The following is a 15,100-nucleotide window of genomic DNA, read 5'->3' on the forward strand; positions in this document are numbered from 1 at the left end:
TCAGCGCTCGCCGCGCCGGTAAGGTTGCATCAGGGCCTGCGGGACGCGAGCGCGCCGGGCCATAAGTGCCAGCGCTGCGATCGACAGCAGATAGGGGATCATCAGGAAGATCTGGTAGGGAACGACGCCGCTCAGCCGTGTCTGAAGGCGGAGCTGGAAGCCGTCGAAAAGTGCAAAAAGCAGCGCCCCGACGAGCGCGCGGCCCGGCCGCCAGGAGGCGAACACGACGAGCGCGATGCAGATCCAGCCTCGGCCCTGCACCATGGTCGGGAAGAAGCTGTTGAAGGCCGAGAGCGTCAGGAAGGCGCCGCCGATGCCCATCAGCGCGCTCCCGACGACCACGGAACCAAAGCGGATCGCCATCGGGTTGATGCCCTGTGCCTCGGCGGCGTGCGGATTTTCGCCGGTCATGCGGATCGCCAGGCCGAGCGGCGTTCGGAAAAGCACGTAGCCGATTGCCAGCGCCAGCAGGATCGCCACATAGGTCGGCGGCGTCTGCGTGAAGAGCGCGGAACCTAGAAAGGGGAGGGACGACAGCGCCGGCACGTCGATCGGCTGGAACGGCTCGATCGTCGGCGGTGTGCCCGCGACCGGTACCAGCAGACGGAAGACGTAGTAGCTGAAGCTCGAGGCAAAAAGCGTCACCCCGAGACCGGACACATGCTGGGACAAACCGAGCGTGACCGTCAGGCCCGCATGCAAGAGGCCGAAGATCCCGCCGCAGAGGCCTGCGACGAGAATGCCCGTCCACAGGTCGGCGCCGTTATAGACCGTAAGCCAGCCGATCATCGCGCCGAAGGTCATGATGCCCTCGATGCCGAGATTCAGGACGCCCGAGCGCTCGCACAGGAGCGCGCCGAGCGTGCCGAGGATCAGCGGCGTGGCGATGCGCAGGACGGCCGCCCAGAGGCCCGCTGAAGCGAAAATGTCGATGACGGCGTTCATCGGCGAATCCTGTACTGGGTGAAGAAGACACCGGTCAGCATGCTGATCAGCGACAGGGCGACAGTGACATCGGCTATGTAAGAGGGGATACCCATGCTGCGGCTCATCCCGTCAGCCCCGACGAACATGACGGCCGTGAACAGGGCGGCAAGCACGACGCCCAGTGGGTGGAGATTGGCGAGCATGGCGACGACGATGCCGGAATAGCCGTAACCCGGCGACAGGTCCGTCGTCACATAGCCCTGCACGCCCATCACTTCGATAGCCCCCGCAAGACCGGCGAGCCCGCCTGAAATGCAGGCCACCGTCACCAGGGTACGGCCCAGCGGCACACCTGCGAACACCGCCCCGGCCGGATTGAGGCCGGCGGCGCGCGACTGCATGCCGAACACCGTGCGCGACTGAACGAGATGGACGACGACGGCGAGTACGAGCGCGATCATCAGCCCGACATGGAGGCGGGATCGGGCCAAGATCTTCGGCAGGACCGCTGCGTCGGCGACCGGTTGGGACTGCGGCCACCCGAAGCCCATCGGGTCCTTGAGCGGGCCGTCGATCAGCATGGAGACGAAGAGCACGGCGACGAAATTGAGGAGAAGCGTGGTAACGACCTCGTCGACCGAAAAGCGCAGCCTCAGCCAAAGCGGCACGAGCAGCAGGACGATGCCGGCTGCCGCGCCGATGACGAGAAGCAGCGGGATTTGGAGGGGCGAGGGGAGTCCGCCGAGAAGGTGCGAACTCGCGGCGGCGACGGCAATCGCTCCAAGATAGAACTGGCCCTCGGCGCCGATATTCCAGAGCCTCGCGCGGAATGCGACCGCCGCGGCAAGGCCCGTTAGAATGAGCGGGCTTGCGCGGGTCAAGGTTTCGGTCGCCGACAGTCGTGAGCCGAAGGCACCGACGAGAATGCGCCAATAGGCCTCCATGACCGGGGCACCGGCAATCGCGATGAGCATGCCAGCCAGCGCCAGCGCGCAGAGGATCGCAAGCATGGGCGTCGCGATCACCAGGGCGAGCGAACGATGTTCGCGTCGTTCAAAGCGCATCGTAAACCTCGTGCTTGTCAGTCCATTCGCCGGCCATCATCAGGCCGAGCTTCGTGGCACTGGCGCTGTCGGCGGCGATTGGAGGCGAAAGCCGGCCGTTGACGATTGCCTGAATGCGGTCGGCGAGCGCCATTACCTCCTCCAGGTCTTCCGAGATCAGAAGCACCGCGGTCCCGGCGCGCCGCGCTTCGAGCAGGCGCTCGTGCACGGCGGCGACAGCGCCCTCGTCGAGCCCCCGTGCCGGCTGCGCCGCGAGCAGGATGCGCGGGCGTTCGATCAGATTGCGCCCCAGGATGAGTTTCTGCATGTTGCCGCCAGAGAGCAGGCGCGTCCGCGTCGTCGGCCTGCCGCCGCGCACGTCGAAGGTCTCGATGATCTTACCGGCGAATGCCTGGCCGGATGACCGCTCGACGAGACCGTAGCGTGAAAATCGCGGGAGCCGCTCGAGAATGGCGTTCTCCCATATCGCCATTTCACCGATCGCGCCTTCCTTGTTGCGATCTTCCGGGATGCGGCCGATCCCCGCCCGGACGGCTTCATCCACCGTGAGGTCGCCGATCGATTCGCCGAACAGCAAGAGTTCGCCCTCTTTGCGCCTGACCGTACCCGACAGGAGATGCGCGAGCGTCGTCTGGCCGTTGCCGGAAACGCCGATAATGCCGAGAATTTCGCCCGCGCGGAGGCTGAAATCGATGGATTTCAGCCGTTCCACCCCGTCGATGCTAACGCTCACATTCGCGCCCTTCAGCACCACCTCGCCGGGTGTCGAAGGCTCGCGCACCGGCCTGGCAACCTTGCGGCCGACCATCAGCTCGGCAAGCTCGGCCTTGTTCGTCTCTTTCGCAAGACGCTCGGCCACCTTGCGGCCGCCGCGCAGCACGACGATCCTGTCGGCGGCGGCCATGACCTCGTCCAGCTTGTGCGAAATGAAGATCAGCGAAAGCCCCTCGCGCGCCATGTCCTTCAGTGTCGAGAACAGCCGCTCGGCCTCCAGATTCGTCAGCACCGCCGTCGGCTCATCGAGCACCAGGATATGCGCATCATTGTAGAGAGCCTTCAGGATCTCGACGCGCTGCTGCTGGCCGACGGAGAGGTCGCCGACGCGCGCGTCGGGCTCCACCGTCAGACCGAATCGCTGGCAAATGCCGCGCAGCTTCCGCCGCGCCGCGCTGGTGCCGGATCGGAGATGCCAGAGGCGTTCCGTGCCGGCCATGACGTTTTCCAGCACCGTCAGGTTGGGGGCGAGCGAGAAATGCTGATGCACCATCCCGATGCCGGCGCGGATCGCCGCCCGTGGCTTGCCCGGAGGCAGTTCCCGTCCCTCGACCAGCACCTGGCCGCTGTCAGGCACATAATGGCCGAAGAGGATGCTCATCAGCGTCGTCTTGCCGGCGCCGTTTTCGCCGAGGAGGGCGACGATCTCGCCCTTTCCGAGGCTCAGCGAGATGTCGTCATTGGCGAGATTGTCACCGAAGCGCTTGCCGACGCTGCAAATGTCGAGAACGGTTTCGGTCATCCTTGCATTCCCGCAACAGCGAAACGGTGCTGCCAGCGGCCCTCCATTTCGAGGCGTGCGGCCAGCTCCAGGAGGAGGTGGTCGCCCCCCATAGGGGCCATAATCTGCACCGGCAGCGGCAATCCGGCTGCATCCGCGCCGAAGGGGAGCGTAAGAGCCGGAAAACCGGTCACATTGGCGAGCGCGGCGAGCGGCGCAAACGCTGTCATGCGGCGAATCTGAAGGTTGATGTCGTCGTGGTCAAAGGGGAAGGCTCCGAGAGGAAGGGGTGCCGATGCAAGCATGGGCGTCAGGATACAGTCTACCCGGTCGAAAAGCGACCAGACCCGGTGGCTTGCATGGACGGCGGCGTCGAGCGTCGCCCAGAGCGCGGTCGCCTCGAGTCGCGATCCATGGCGGATAAACGCCTGCGTCAGCCGTTCGGCGCGTTCGGCATCGAGACCGGCGGAAACGACGAAATTCGCAAGGTTGACGGCAATGATGTCGCGCAGAGCGCGGCCACTTGTGGCAACGCCTGCGGCGAAGGCGTCCCAATGCATCGGAACGATGCGGTGGCCTTCTGCCGCCAGTACGCGCGCGGCCTCCTCGACTGCCTCGGCGCGCACCGTTTCGGTCGGGTATTCGCCGCCGGTCTCAAGAAGAAGGCCGATGCGCAGTGGGCCGGATGGAGCGGGGGCGAGCCACGGATCGGCAAACGGCCCCCTGGCGCGTCCCGCCGCCGCATTGAAGATCGCCGCAAGGTCGCGGACGGAACGGCACAGCGCCAGTTCACTGGCAATGCCGCCGAGATGGTTGCCGAATGATGGTCCCGCCGCTATGGCACCCCGGCTCGCCTTGAGACCGAAGAGACCGCAGCATGCGGCGGGGACCCGGGTCGATCCGCCGGCGTCCGTCGCGTGGGCGATCGCTACGATGCCCGCGGCAACGGCAGCCGCCGCCCCGCCGGAGGAGCCGCCGGGCGTCCGCTCGGTAGCGAGGGGATTGCGGCAGACGGGGCCGGCCGCCGGCTCGCTTGCGAGCGACAGGCCCATTTCCGGCACCGTCGTCAGCCCGAAGAAGCAAAGGCCTGCCCCGCGAAGCCGCGCTGCCAGATCGCTTTCCTCGGCGACGGAGCCACTGCGCTCGAGCATCTTCGATCCGGCAGCGACCGGTAGGCAGCCAAAAGGCCCCCCCAGATCTTTGGCGAGGCTCGGCACGCCGAGAAATGGTGCGGTCTGCCCGCGGCCGGGCAGGTGGCGCAGACGGGCGTCCGCCTCTTGCGCAGCGGCCCGTCCGAGCGCCGGGTCGAGGTGGACGATTGCGCCCAGTTCTGCCCATCGGCCGTTCGCCGCCAAGGCTGCTTCCATTGCTTCGGAAGCGCTGAGGCGGCCCAATCGGATGGCCTCAGCCAAGGACGTTGCATCGCCTGCCATCGACAGGCCGGTTACTTTGGCTCGTCCGTGATGCGCGGAACCTCGAAAGCCCCGGACTTGATCTCGGCACGCTTGGCTTCCATGGCCGCTTCGGCATCCGCCGGCGCGACACCCTTCACGTAGGCAACGTCGCTGCCGCCTTCCTTCAGCAGGCCGAAGGCGGTGTAGTCTTTGCCGACCGGCGTGCCGGAGGACACGTCGGCGATTGCGGCGTTAAGGATTGGGCGGAAGCCCCAAAGCGCGTTGGCGAAGACGGTGTCGGGATAGCGCGGCGTGTAGTCGATCAGTGAGCCCACGGACTTGAGCCCGCGTTCCTTCGCGGCGTCGGCGGTGCCGATGCGCTCTCCGAAGAGAATGTCGGCGCCTGCGTCGATCTGGGCGAGACCCGCCTCGCGCGCCTTCGGCGGGTCGAAGAAGGTGCCGATGAAGGTAACGAGGTGCTTGGCATCCGGATTGACCTCCTTCACGCCCGCAGCGAAGGCGTTGATCAGCATGTTGACCTCTGGGATCGGCATGGCGCCGACGGAGCCGACGACATTCGACTTCGTCATCTTGCCGGCGAGCATGCCGGCGAGATAGGCGCCGTCGTGGTTCCAGGTGCCGAAAACGCCGAAGTTGTCGCCCGATTCCTTGCCGCTGGACCCGAGGACGAAGGCCGTCTCCGGATAGTCGGCGGCGACCTCGCGGGCCTGCTTTTCAACGGCATAGGCTTCGCCGATGATAAGCTTTGCACCCTGCTCGGCATATTCGCGCATAGCGCGGGGATAGTCCGTGCCTGAAACGCCTTCGGAGAAGATATATTCGATCACCCCTTCCGCTGCCGCATCCTGCAGCGCCTTGTGCAGGACCGAGTTCCAGGCGTTTTCGACAGGGGAGGCGTGGATGCCGGCAACCTTGATCGGCGCACTGGCGCGAGCGGCGGGCGCGAAAGCGCTCACGCCAAGCGCCAGGCCCGACGCAAGCACGTTGCGCCGGCTCATCATCAGATCTCTTGTCATGGACGGTGTTCCCCTTTTTTACCGATTGGTAGAATTTTTATTGTGTGCAAAGTTTTGTCAAGCAGCGCGGATGAGCAGGAAAGCGGCAACAGGGGAGATGTCTGGAGTATTCGCTGACATCGCGATGCCGATGCCCGTGCCTGCAGAACAAGCGCGACAAGTGTCGCTTGGCCGACTCTCTGGCCAGGCGGCGACTGATGGATCCATTGATGCCTCGGAGCCGCTGGTCACCAACCTTCGCGGAACAAGCCCGACACGTGTTCGTTTCCAGCTTACCGGGAGCATTGCGACTGTGGTGACCCAGGAAGCCTCCGTGTGCTGCTGCACATGCGAGGCTTCCTTATGCGGGGCCGTCGAGCCGCCAACCGGAGCTGTGCATGGAAGATTTCATACTGTTCGCATTGGTCGGATTTATCGCCCAGGCAATCGATGGCGCTCTCGGGATGGCCTATGGCGTCATCTGCTCGACGGTGCTTCTCGCCTTCGGCGTGCCGCCCGCCCAGGCGTCTGCGTCGGCTCACACGGCGGAGTTGTTCACCACTGCCGCTTCCGGATCGGCTCATCTCTATCACCGCAACATCGATTGGAAGCTGTTCTGGCGGCTCATTCCTTTTGGCGCCGCCGGCGGCGTGTTGGGTGCCTTCGTAGTGACGTCGTTCGACGGAGATCAGGTCAAGCCGTTCGTCACGGCCTATCTCGCAATGATTGGGGTCTGGCTGCTTTATCGCTCCTTTCATCGCATTCCCACAAATCCGGTCAAAATGAGGATCGTGGCGCCGCTCGGTGCAACCGCCGGGTTTCTCGATGCCGCAGGCGGCGGCGGATGGGGCCCCGTCGCCACCACCGGTCTGCTCGGCGCAGGCGGACAGCCGCGTTTTGTTATCGGTACCGTCAGCGCGAGCGAGTTTCTGATTGCACTCACAGTGTCTCTGAGCTTCCTGACAACGATTCTGACTGGTCACTGGGAGCAGGCTGGCGACTTCCGCCACCATTTCACGTCCATAGGCGGGCTGATTACGGGCGGCGTGTTGGCGGCGCCGCTTGCAGGATGGGTGGTCAAGGCACTGCGAGAGAAAACGCTTCTGCGGCTCGTTGGGTCTCTGATCACGCTTTTGGCCGGTTATCAGACGCTCGAACTTACCGGGTTTCTCTGAATACCGGTTTTCGTCGGCGCTTTTGATGCCCAGCCGTTGGAGACACGGAAGCCTTTGTTGCCGATGTCGTCGGCCGCCGGCAGGAACAGTCGGAGGGGCGTCCGCGGCAGATCGTTCCGCTGGAAGGCGAGCCCGAGAAGAAATGGGTCTTTAAGGATGCCTGAGGCGGCATTCAACGATTCTCAGACGGCGTAAGCTCGATCGGCTTCTCAGCGCCCTTCAGGAGCACTCCCGCCCCAGCGGCCAAGGTCTCGGCCGGCCTTTCCTCAACGATCCTGTGTCTGCGCGACGGGTAGATAGACTTTTGAGCCGACGCGCCCTCCGCCACTCAATGACCCCCCGACCAATAGATAGGCTGATATTCCGAGGACCGCCAGCAGCAGAACGCCTATGGGCAGTCCCGTCGAGGCATGATGTTCCGGTTCCTGATAATTCCGTCCAGTCATTCGAACGTACTCCACTCCAGACAAAGCGAGAACGAGCCACCGATGCAGCAGTTCCTGCAACGAGGGTTGAACCTGGCAACATTGTTTGATGCGTTGTAACGAGCACGCATTATAGCATGCCGCCGCTGCCATTTAGCGGTAATTGGCGAGGTATCGCTCCGCCATGTTTATGTTCCGTTCCTAGCTATTTCAGGCGTGGCTCAACTAGTTGAAACGGGAAGTCGACGGAGTGTATTGCGGGAGATGAAGTCATCGTGATCGCCGGTTTCGCTGCGCCAGTCATGATCTGAATTTTACTTGGCGGCACCCTGCGCCCGCCGGAGTCCTGGTGGGTTGAGAGTACCGAAGGCGCTCGGCCAGAAGCTTCGCTCCGTGCATGCGCGTATTGCAGAGTCAGTCCATCGATGCGATATCGCAGCAGCTGCTTTACAGCGCCAGGGCGAGTTGCGGCTCGCTCCTGTGCTCCTGCTTATCAAGGGATGAGAGCGTCACGCCGAGCAATCGGATGCCCTTTTCGGCGGGGAAGATCGGTGACAGCAGCAGCTCCACGATCTCTGCCATTTCCGAGGCGCTTGCCACCGGCGAGACGGCGGTCTTGCTCCTTGTGATCTGAGCGAAGTCTGCCCACTTCACCTTCAGCGTCACGGTCTTGCCGCGAGTGCCGATGGCTTCGCAATAATGCCAGACTTTATCGATCAGAGGCTTGAGGCCCGCGCGGGCCGTCTCAAGGTCATGAATATCCTCCCGAAACGTGTCCTCGGCGCCGATCGACTTTCGGATACGGTCGGGCCTGACCTCGCGCTCATCGATACCGCGGGCGATCCAGTAGAAATACGGCCCCGCCTTGCCGAAATGCTGCTGCAGGAAGGTGAGGTCCTGCGCCTTGAGGTCGGCGCCGGTCTCGATGCCGAGCCGCTTCATCTTCTCCGCCGTCGCGGGTCCGACGCCGTGGAATTTTTTCACCGGGAGGGCTTCCACGAAGGCGGGGCCGTGTTTCGGGGTGATGACGAACAGGCCATCTGGCTTGCGCTGGTCCGAGGCCATCTTTGCCAGGAACTTGTTGTAGGAAACGCCGGCGGATGCGGTCAGCTCTGTCTCGGCCTTGATGCGGACACGGATCTGCTCGGCAATCACGGTTGCGAGCTCCAATCCCTTCAGGTTCTCGGTGACGTCCAGATAAGCCTCGTCGAGCGAAAGCGGTTCGATCAGCGGCGTGTATTCGGCGAAGATCGCATGAATCTGCCGTGAGACGGCCCGGTAGACGTCGAATCGGTGCGGGACGAAGATCAGCCCCGGACACTTGCGTTTCGCCGTCACCGACGCCATCGCCGAGTGAACGCCGAACTTGCGCGCCTCGTAGCTCGCGGCAGCGACCACGCCGCGCGCCTCCGGATAGCCGACTGCGACCGGCTTGCCCCGAAGCTTCGGATTGTCGCGCTGTTCGACCGAAGCATAAAATGCGTCCATGTCGATATGGATGATTTTGCGCACGCGGTCGCCGGTGGAGGGGGCAAGTGCCCCACCGCGTCTGTCGTCATCCTCCGGCTTTCCTCCTGCAGGCATTCATTCCCTCTCGCTAAAACGCTGTCTATTCTACCCGAATCTCCATTGCTTGCTTAGCCGTAAAGCCCTTTGACGCCACACACTTTCGGGCGGAAAGCCGCTACACGCTTTTCTAGCTGATTTCCGGGAGTTCGTGGATCAGCTTGTCGAGGGTGATTGGATATTCCCGTACCCTTATGGCGGTCGCATTATAAATGGCGTTTGCGACAGCCGCCGCGACGCCGCAGATGCCGAGCTCGGCGATACCCTTCGCCTTCATGGGCGACGACATCGGATCGGCCTCGTCGAGGAAGATCACCTCCTGATGCGGGATGTCGGCGTGCACCGGCACCTCGTAAGCGGCGAGGTCGTGATTGACGAAGAAACCGCGCTCCTTGTCCACGACGAGCTCCTCCGACAAGGCGGCGCCGACGCCCATTGTCATCGCACCGATCACCTGGCTGCGCGCCGTGATCGGATTGAGGATGCGGCCTGCGGCGCAGACCGCCAGCATTCGCCGGATCCGTATCTCTCCCGTCGCAACATCGACCGCGACCTCGACGAAATGAGCGCCGAAGGTGGATTGCTGATGGGTCTTGGTGAGATCACCGAATTCGATCTGGTCCTCCGCGACGAGCCCCTCATCGCCAGCGGCTTGCGCGAGCGGCATGCGGCGGTCTCCCGACCGGACTTCACCGTCTGCGAAAATCAGGTCGTCGGCACTGTTGAAGCCGAGCTTCTGCGCCACGGCTTCCCGCAGCTTGACACAGGCCGCATAAACGCCGGCCGTGGAGCAGTTTCCCCCGAACTGTCCGCCCGAACCCGAGGAAACCGGGAAGCGCGAGTCCCCCAGGCTGACGGCAACCTTCTCGATCGGGACGCCTAGCATTTCGGCCGCGGTTTGGGCGATGATGGTGTAGCTGCCCGTGCCGATATCCGTCATGTCGGTTTCCACCGTGACGGTACCGTCATGCTCGAGTCGGACGCGGGCTCCGGAGTTCAGCACAAGATTGTTCCGGAAAGCCGCGGCCACCCCCACGCCGATCAGCCAGTTTCCCTCTCGCCGAGCACCGGGTTGCTTGCTTCGGTCTTGCCATCCGAAGCGCTCCGCGCCCGTGCGCAGGCAGCCGACGAGATTGCGGTGCGAGAATGGTCTCTCGGGATTCTCGGGATCGACCTGGGTGTCGTTGATGATCCGGAATTCGACGGGATCGAGGCCGAGCCTCTCGGCCATCTCGTCGATCGCGATCTCCAGCGCCATCATGCCCGGGGCCTCGCCGGGAGCGCGCATCGCGTTTCCTTCGGGAAGATCGAGTGTCGCAAGCCGCATGGCGGTCATCCGGTTCTCGCCGGCATAAAGCAGGCGGGTCTGTTGGACGGCCACTTCGGGACCACCGCCCGGAAGGTCCCCGGACCAGCTTTCATGCGCAATCGCCGTGATCTTGCCGTCGTGTCCTGCGCCGATCCGGATCCTCTGGATCGTCGCCGGGCGATGCGTCGTGTTGTTCATCAGGAAGGGGCGGGGAAGGGCGACCTTTACCGGACGCTTGGCTTCGCGAGCACCAAGCGCCGCCAGCACCGCATCGGCGCGCAGGAACAGCTTGACCCCGAAGCCCCCGCCAATGAACGGCGACATGAGATGGACCTTGTCCTTGTCGATCCCGAGCGTCGTCGCGAGATCGGTCCGCCACCAGTCGATCATCTGACTTGATGTCCAGACCGTCAGTTCCTCGCCATTCCACGCAGCGATGGAAGCGTGCGGCTCCATCATGGCATGCGACTGGTCCGGGGTGGTATAGACCTGATCGAGCTTGACGGGAGCTGCCTCGAAGGCGGCATCAAAGTCGCCCGCTGCGGAATCTCCCCCGCCTTCCGGCTCGACGGCGCTGTCTCTTGTCGCCGCCAGGTCGAAGGCGCCCTTTTCCTCGACATAGTCGACCTTGACGAGCGCCGCGGCAGAGCGGGCCTCTTCGAACGTTTCGGCGACCACGACGGCGATCGCCTGGTGGTAGTGCTGGATTTCGGTGCCGCCGAAGAGCTTGGCAGTGTTATATTTGCCCTTCTTCAGTTCCCCCACCCCATCGGAGGTGACAACCGCTATTACGCCGGGAGCATTTCTCGCGGCGGCGACATCCATCGACCTGATCCGGCCCTTGGCGATTGCCGAGCCGACGATATAGCCATAGGCATAGCGGGTGTTCGGATCATGCCACTCATAGGCATAGATTGCTTTTCCGGTGGTCTTAAGCGGACCGTCGATGCGGGGGACGGGCTTGCCGATTACTTTGCCCCGGTCAATCGGATTCGTCGTTGCTGGTGTGTCGAATCTCATTGTCTCATCCCTTCGCTTCGACCAGAACCGCGCTCAGCGCGCGTTCGACAAGCGTGAGTTTGAAGGCGTTCTGTTCTGTCGGGCGGGCACCGGCAAAAAGCCTGGCGGCCACCGCCTTTGCCCCGTTTTCCAGCTCCTTTTCGGCCGCCTCGTCGCGCCATGGTTTCGGCGCGATGCCGCCGACCGCGACGCGGCCAGTCCCATCCGGGTGCACGACGGCGGCGACGGAGACCAGCGCGAAAGCGTAGGAGGCGCGGTCGCGAACCTTGCGATAGATCTGCTTGCCGCCAGGCGGCTTCGGCAGAACGACCGCAGTAATCAGCTCGCCCCGCTCAAGGACATGTTCGATATGCGGCGTGTCACCGGGCAGACGATGGAGATCTGCAATCGGGATGCTGCGCGTCGTGCCGTCGGCTCGCACGGTTTCCACAGCGGCGTCGAGGGCGCGCGTGGCGACCGCCATGTCGCTGGGGTGGCTGGCAATGCAGGCGTCGCTGACGCCGACCACCGCAAGCTGACGGCTGAAGCCGGCGAGCGCCGAACAGCCGCTGCCCGGCTGCCTTTTATTGCAGGGCTGGTTGGTGTCGTAGAAATACGGACAGCGGGTGCGTTGAAGCAGGTTGCCGGCGGTCGTCGCCCTGTTGCGCAACTGCCCCGATGCCCCCGCGAGCAGGGCACGCGACAAAAGAGCGTAATGGCGGCGGACCCGTTCGTCGGCGGCAAGGTCTGTATTGCGGACGAGTGCGCCGATGCGCAGGCCCCCTTCCGGTGTCGCTTCGATCGTGTCCAGGCCCAGTCCGTTGACGTCGATCAAATGCGTCGGCGTCTCGATCTCGAGTTTCATCAGATCAAGGAGATTGGTGCCGCCGGCGATGAATTTCGCGCCGTCCGTGGCGGCTGCGGTCTGCGCTGCCGTTTCGACCGACGAGACGCGCTCGTAGCTGAAAGCTCTCATCCCTTCCTCCCCGCGACTTCGGCAATGGCTTCAACGATGTTGGAATAGGCGCCGCAACGACAGATGTTGCCGCTCATGCGTTCGCGGATCTCGGCCGGCGTGATCTCGGCGGGTGCCATGAGGTCTTGCGTCACATGGCTCGGAATATTGGCACGGATCTCATCAAGCATGGCAATGGAGGAACATATCTGGCCCGGCGTGCAGTAGCCGCACTGGAAGCCGTCGTGCTTGACGAACGCAGCCTGCATCGGGTGGAGGTTTTCCGGCTGCCCCAGTCCTTCGAGCGTGGTGATTGCGGCGCCCTCGTGCATGACGGCGAGCGTCAGGCAAGCATTGACGCGCCGGCTGTCAATGAGGACGGTGCACGCACCGCATTGACCGTGGTCGCATCCCTTCTTGGTACCCGTCAAATGCAGATGCTCGCGCAGCGCATCGAGCAGGGTCGTGCGGTTATCGAGCTGAAGCTCCCGACGTTCGCCGTTCACCGTGAACGTAACCTTCGTGCTCTGGTGTGCGGTGGAGGCATTGGTCTGCGCGTGACCGAGCGAGGCTGCGCTCACCACTGTCACAGTAGCGGCCGAGGCGGCAAGCAGGTCGCGCCGCGAGATTTCGAGTGCGCCAGGACTTTGCATATCCAGCTCCATGTTTTGGTGATGAAAGGTCCAAAGCGCGTCGCATCCATCGAAGTCATGTGCCGCGCTTTAGGTCTTGTTGTGCATGTCTTGGTCCCAAACCGCTGCACATGTGTGAATGACATGCATGGGGACCTGCGGCCGGTAAGCTGCGAACGTGCAACAACCGAACCCGGGAAATGATCCGGCGGGCGTGTTCACAAGTGAGTTAGGGCGGATAGCGTGTGTGGCTACCGTCTCGATGGCGACAAGCCCTGTGAACCGGGTTCATGAATGGCGGTGCTGCATCAGGCGCCTTCGCAGCCGGACGCAGCTTGACGAAAGGCGTATCATGTAACAGATACTGTTACATGATACGCGAAGGGCCGCACAATGGAATCTCCAAGCGTCGACAGGCCGGCTTTCACGGCGGCTCATGCCCGTTCCTACGCGGAAGGGACCTGGAGAAAAGTACCGGGGCTGGGCGCCCTCCATCGCATGACATCCATGCTGCTCGCGGAACGTGCGCCGGTGCAAGCGCGGGTCTTGGTGCTCGGCGCTGGCGGCGGTCTGGAGCTCAAGGCTCTCGCCGACGACAATTCAGGTTGGAGTTTTTGCGGCATTGACCCGTCGGCGGATATGCTTCGCGTCGCAGAACAGACGGTGGGACCCCATTTGCCGCGTGTCCGCCTCCAGCAGGGCTACATAGAAGCCGCACCGGAGGGGCCGTTCGACGCGGCCGTCTGCCTGCTCACGCTCCATTTTGTCGATCGTACGCAACGCCTCGGCACACTGGAACAGATTCGCCGCCGCTTACTGCCGAGCGCTCCGTTCGTCGTCGCGCATATCAGTTTCCCGCAATCCGAGCCCGAGCGCTCGACCTGGATCGCCCGGCACGTCGCGTTCGGTGGAATAGCCTCCGGCGACGCTGAAAGTGCAAGGCAGGCGATCGCGACGAAGTTATCTGTTCTCTCGCCGGAGGAGGACGAGGCGGTGCTCCGCGAGGCGGGTTTCTCGGAGGTTCGCTTGTTCTATACAGCTCTGACCTTCAGGGGCTGGGTGGGATACGCCTGAAATCCGGGCAGCTGGGAAGCCTGCAATGCTGATGGCTTCCCGCGACCCGCACGCTTCTCTACCGGCGATAGAGGACCATACCGGCATGATGCAGAACGCCGTCGATAAATTCCCCATCCGCGGTAAAGCCGGTATCGTCCCAATAGTCGATATGCGTACCTGTCACTTCGTAGCGTCCCTCATAGGCGCGTTCACGCGTACCGCGGGCCTCGACATAGCGCCCGTTCGGCAGGAGTTCATGGCGGATGTAACTGTCTTCTGTGATCCAGAGGCCGACATACGGGTGGTTGGCCTGCACATCGGATTCTCCGGCTTTTACGGATTGGCTTAGGAGTGCGGCGGTCATCAGGGTTGCAAAGGCACGCTGCATGTCGATCTCCTCGCGATCAGCGGTTGGGGGATTATGTGGCGGCTGCGGAGAGTGGATACATGTTCGATCGCAGTGGCGGCTTCGCAAAGACGCCCCACAGCCGCCGGGTCATTGGCTACGCGGCTCGTTGTTCTCGACAACCGCCTGGTACGCGGCGAGATCGAGAAAGGCCTCGGCCTCCACCACAGCTCCGTCCTTCATCCGGAATATCCAAACGAACTTGTTGCTGTAAGGCGCTCCCGTTGTCGTGATGGCCGATCCGTCGAAGCGGATGATGACCGTATCTCCATCGGCCCAGATATGATGCACCTTCGGCACCAGAGGGGTTGCGAGCCGGCTGATCAGGGGAGCCGAGGCCCGCTCGACGAAATTCTCCACGCCACGGTAGGTGCCGGCCACGGGCCCGGAGCCGTGGATTGTCCAGACGACATCGGACGCGAGAAGCCCTGCAAAGATGTTGCCGCCGGCTCGCCATTTCTCGAACGCGACCTGCACCGCGGTTCTGTTCTGCGCCTCGATATCGGCGGGTGGCGCGGTGGTATCGGCATGCGCCGGTCCCATGCCGGCCGCAACCGCCGAAGCGATCAGCAGGCTGCGGCCGGAGCCGGCGAGGAGATCTGTCAACGAGAAAAAGCTCATGGGATATCCTTTCGTCAGCTTGCTCAAGTTGCGTTGCGGTCGGGGCGCGGGGAAGCGCCT

At 63.5% G+C, this 15,100-nt stretch carries 13 protein-coding genes; 2 read left to right on the forward strand and 11 right to left on the reverse strand.

Annotated features, from left to right (window positions below):
- From SINAR_RS0109595 to SINAR_RS0109615, 5 genes are read right to left on the reverse strand one after another with little or no spacing between them, the layout of a single operon-like run.
- Positions 1-945 carry an ABC transporter permease gene (locus tag SINAR_RS0109595; protein ID WP_027998899.1) on the reverse strand — a complete coding sequence of 315 codons (945 nt, stop codon included), beginning with the start codon at positions 943-945 and terminating at the stop codon, positions 1-3.
- Positions 942-1,991 carry an ABC transporter permease gene (locus tag SINAR_RS0109600; RefSeq protein WP_027998900.1) on the reverse strand — a complete coding sequence of 350 codons (1,050 nt, stop codon included), beginning with the start codon at positions 1,989-1,991 and terminating at the stop codon, positions 942-944. Before SINAR_RS0109600 ends, SINAR_RS0109595 begins: the two co-directional genes overlap by 4 nt.
- Positions 1,981-3,507 carry an ABC transporter ATP-binding protein gene (locus SINAR_RS0109605; RefSeq protein ID WP_027998901.1) on the reverse strand — a complete coding sequence of 509 codons (1,527 nt, stop codon included), beginning with the start codon at positions 3,505-3,507 and terminating at the stop codon, positions 1,981-1,983. The genes SINAR_RS0109600 and SINAR_RS0109605 overlap by 11 nt, the downstream gene beginning before the upstream one ends.
- Positions 3,504-4,919, reverse strand: a complete 1,416-nt coding sequence (locus SINAR_RS0109610) for an amidase (RefSeq protein WP_027998902.1) — start codon at positions 4,917-4,919, stop codon at positions 3,504-3,506. The genes SINAR_RS0109605 and SINAR_RS0109610 overlap by 4 nt, the downstream gene beginning before the upstream one ends.
- Before the next feature lie 11 nt (positions 4,920-4,930).
- On the reverse strand, positions 4,931-5,917 hold the full coding sequence (locus SINAR_RS0109615) for a BMP family protein (RefSeq protein WP_027998903.1): 987 nt from the start codon (positions 5,915-5,917) through the stop codon (positions 4,931-4,933).
- A gap of 377 nt (positions 5,918-6,294) precedes the next feature.
- Here SINAR_RS0109615 and SINAR_RS0109620 point away from each other — a divergent pair, with 377 nt between their 5' ends.
- Positions 6,295-7,071, forward strand: a complete 777-nt coding sequence (locus tag SINAR_RS0109620; RefSeq protein ID WP_027998904.1) for a sulfite exporter TauE/SafE family protein — start codon at positions 6,295-6,297, stop codon at positions 7,069-7,071.
- A gap of 872 nt (positions 7,072-7,943) precedes the next feature.
- Here SINAR_RS0109620 and dinB read toward each other — a convergent pair.
- From dinB to paoA, 4 genes are all read right to left on the reverse strand, one after another.
- Positions 7,944-9,080, reverse strand: a complete 1,137-nt coding sequence (gene dinB / locus SINAR_RS0109635) for a DNA polymerase IV (protein WP_027998906.1) — start codon at positions 9,078-9,080, stop codon at positions 7,944-7,946.
- Positions 9,081-9,192: 112 nt separating this feature from the next.
- Positions 9,193-11,391, reverse strand: coding sequence for an aldehyde oxidoreductase molybdenum-binding subunit PaoC (gene paoC / locus SINAR_RS0109640; RefSeq protein ID WP_027998907.1), 2,199 nt, complete (start codon positions 11,389-11,391; stop codon positions 9,193-9,195).
- Between the two features lie 4 nt (positions 11,392-11,395).
- Positions 11,396-12,346, reverse strand: a complete 951-nt coding sequence (locus tag SINAR_RS0109645; protein WP_027998908.1) for an FAD binding domain-containing protein — start codon at positions 12,344-12,346, stop codon at positions 11,396-11,398.
- Complete coding sequence (gene paoA / locus SINAR_RS0109650; protein WP_084617253.1) at positions 12,343-12,990, reverse strand: aldehyde dehydrogenase iron-sulfur subunit PaoA; 648 nt, start codon at positions 12,988-12,990, stop codon at positions 12,343-12,345. The genes SINAR_RS0109645 and paoA overlap by 4 nt, the downstream gene beginning before the upstream one ends.
- Positions 12,991-13,350: 360 nt before the next feature.
- On the opposite strand from paoA, the gene SINAR_RS0109655 reads away from it, so the two are divergent.
- On the forward strand, positions 13,351-14,031 hold the full coding sequence (locus SINAR_RS0109655) for a class I SAM-dependent methyltransferase (RefSeq protein ID WP_027998910.1): 681 nt from the start codon (positions 13,351-13,353) through the stop codon (positions 14,029-14,031).
- Positions 14,032-14,089: 58 nt separating this feature from the next.
- On the opposite strand, the gene SINAR_RS0109660 is transcribed toward SINAR_RS0109655, so the two are convergent.
- Complete coding sequence (locus tag SINAR_RS0109660) at positions 14,090-14,401, reverse strand: Atu4866 domain-containing protein (protein ID WP_027998911.1); 312 nt, start codon at positions 14,399-14,401, stop codon at positions 14,090-14,092.
- A 108-nt stretch (positions 14,402-14,509) separates the two neighbouring features.
- A complete protein-coding gene (locus SINAR_RS0109665) occupies positions 14,510-15,040 on the reverse strand; it encodes a nuclear transport factor 2 family protein (protein ID WP_027998912.1) in 531 nt (176 codons plus the stop codon).
- Between the last annotated feature and the right edge of the window lie 60 nt (positions 15,041-15,100).

The organism is Sinorhizobium arboris LMG 14919 (genome assembly GCF_000427465.1).
GTDB classification, from domain to species: domain Bacteria; phylum Pseudomonadota; class Alphaproteobacteria; order Rhizobiales; family Rhizobiaceae; genus Sinorhizobium; species Sinorhizobium arboris.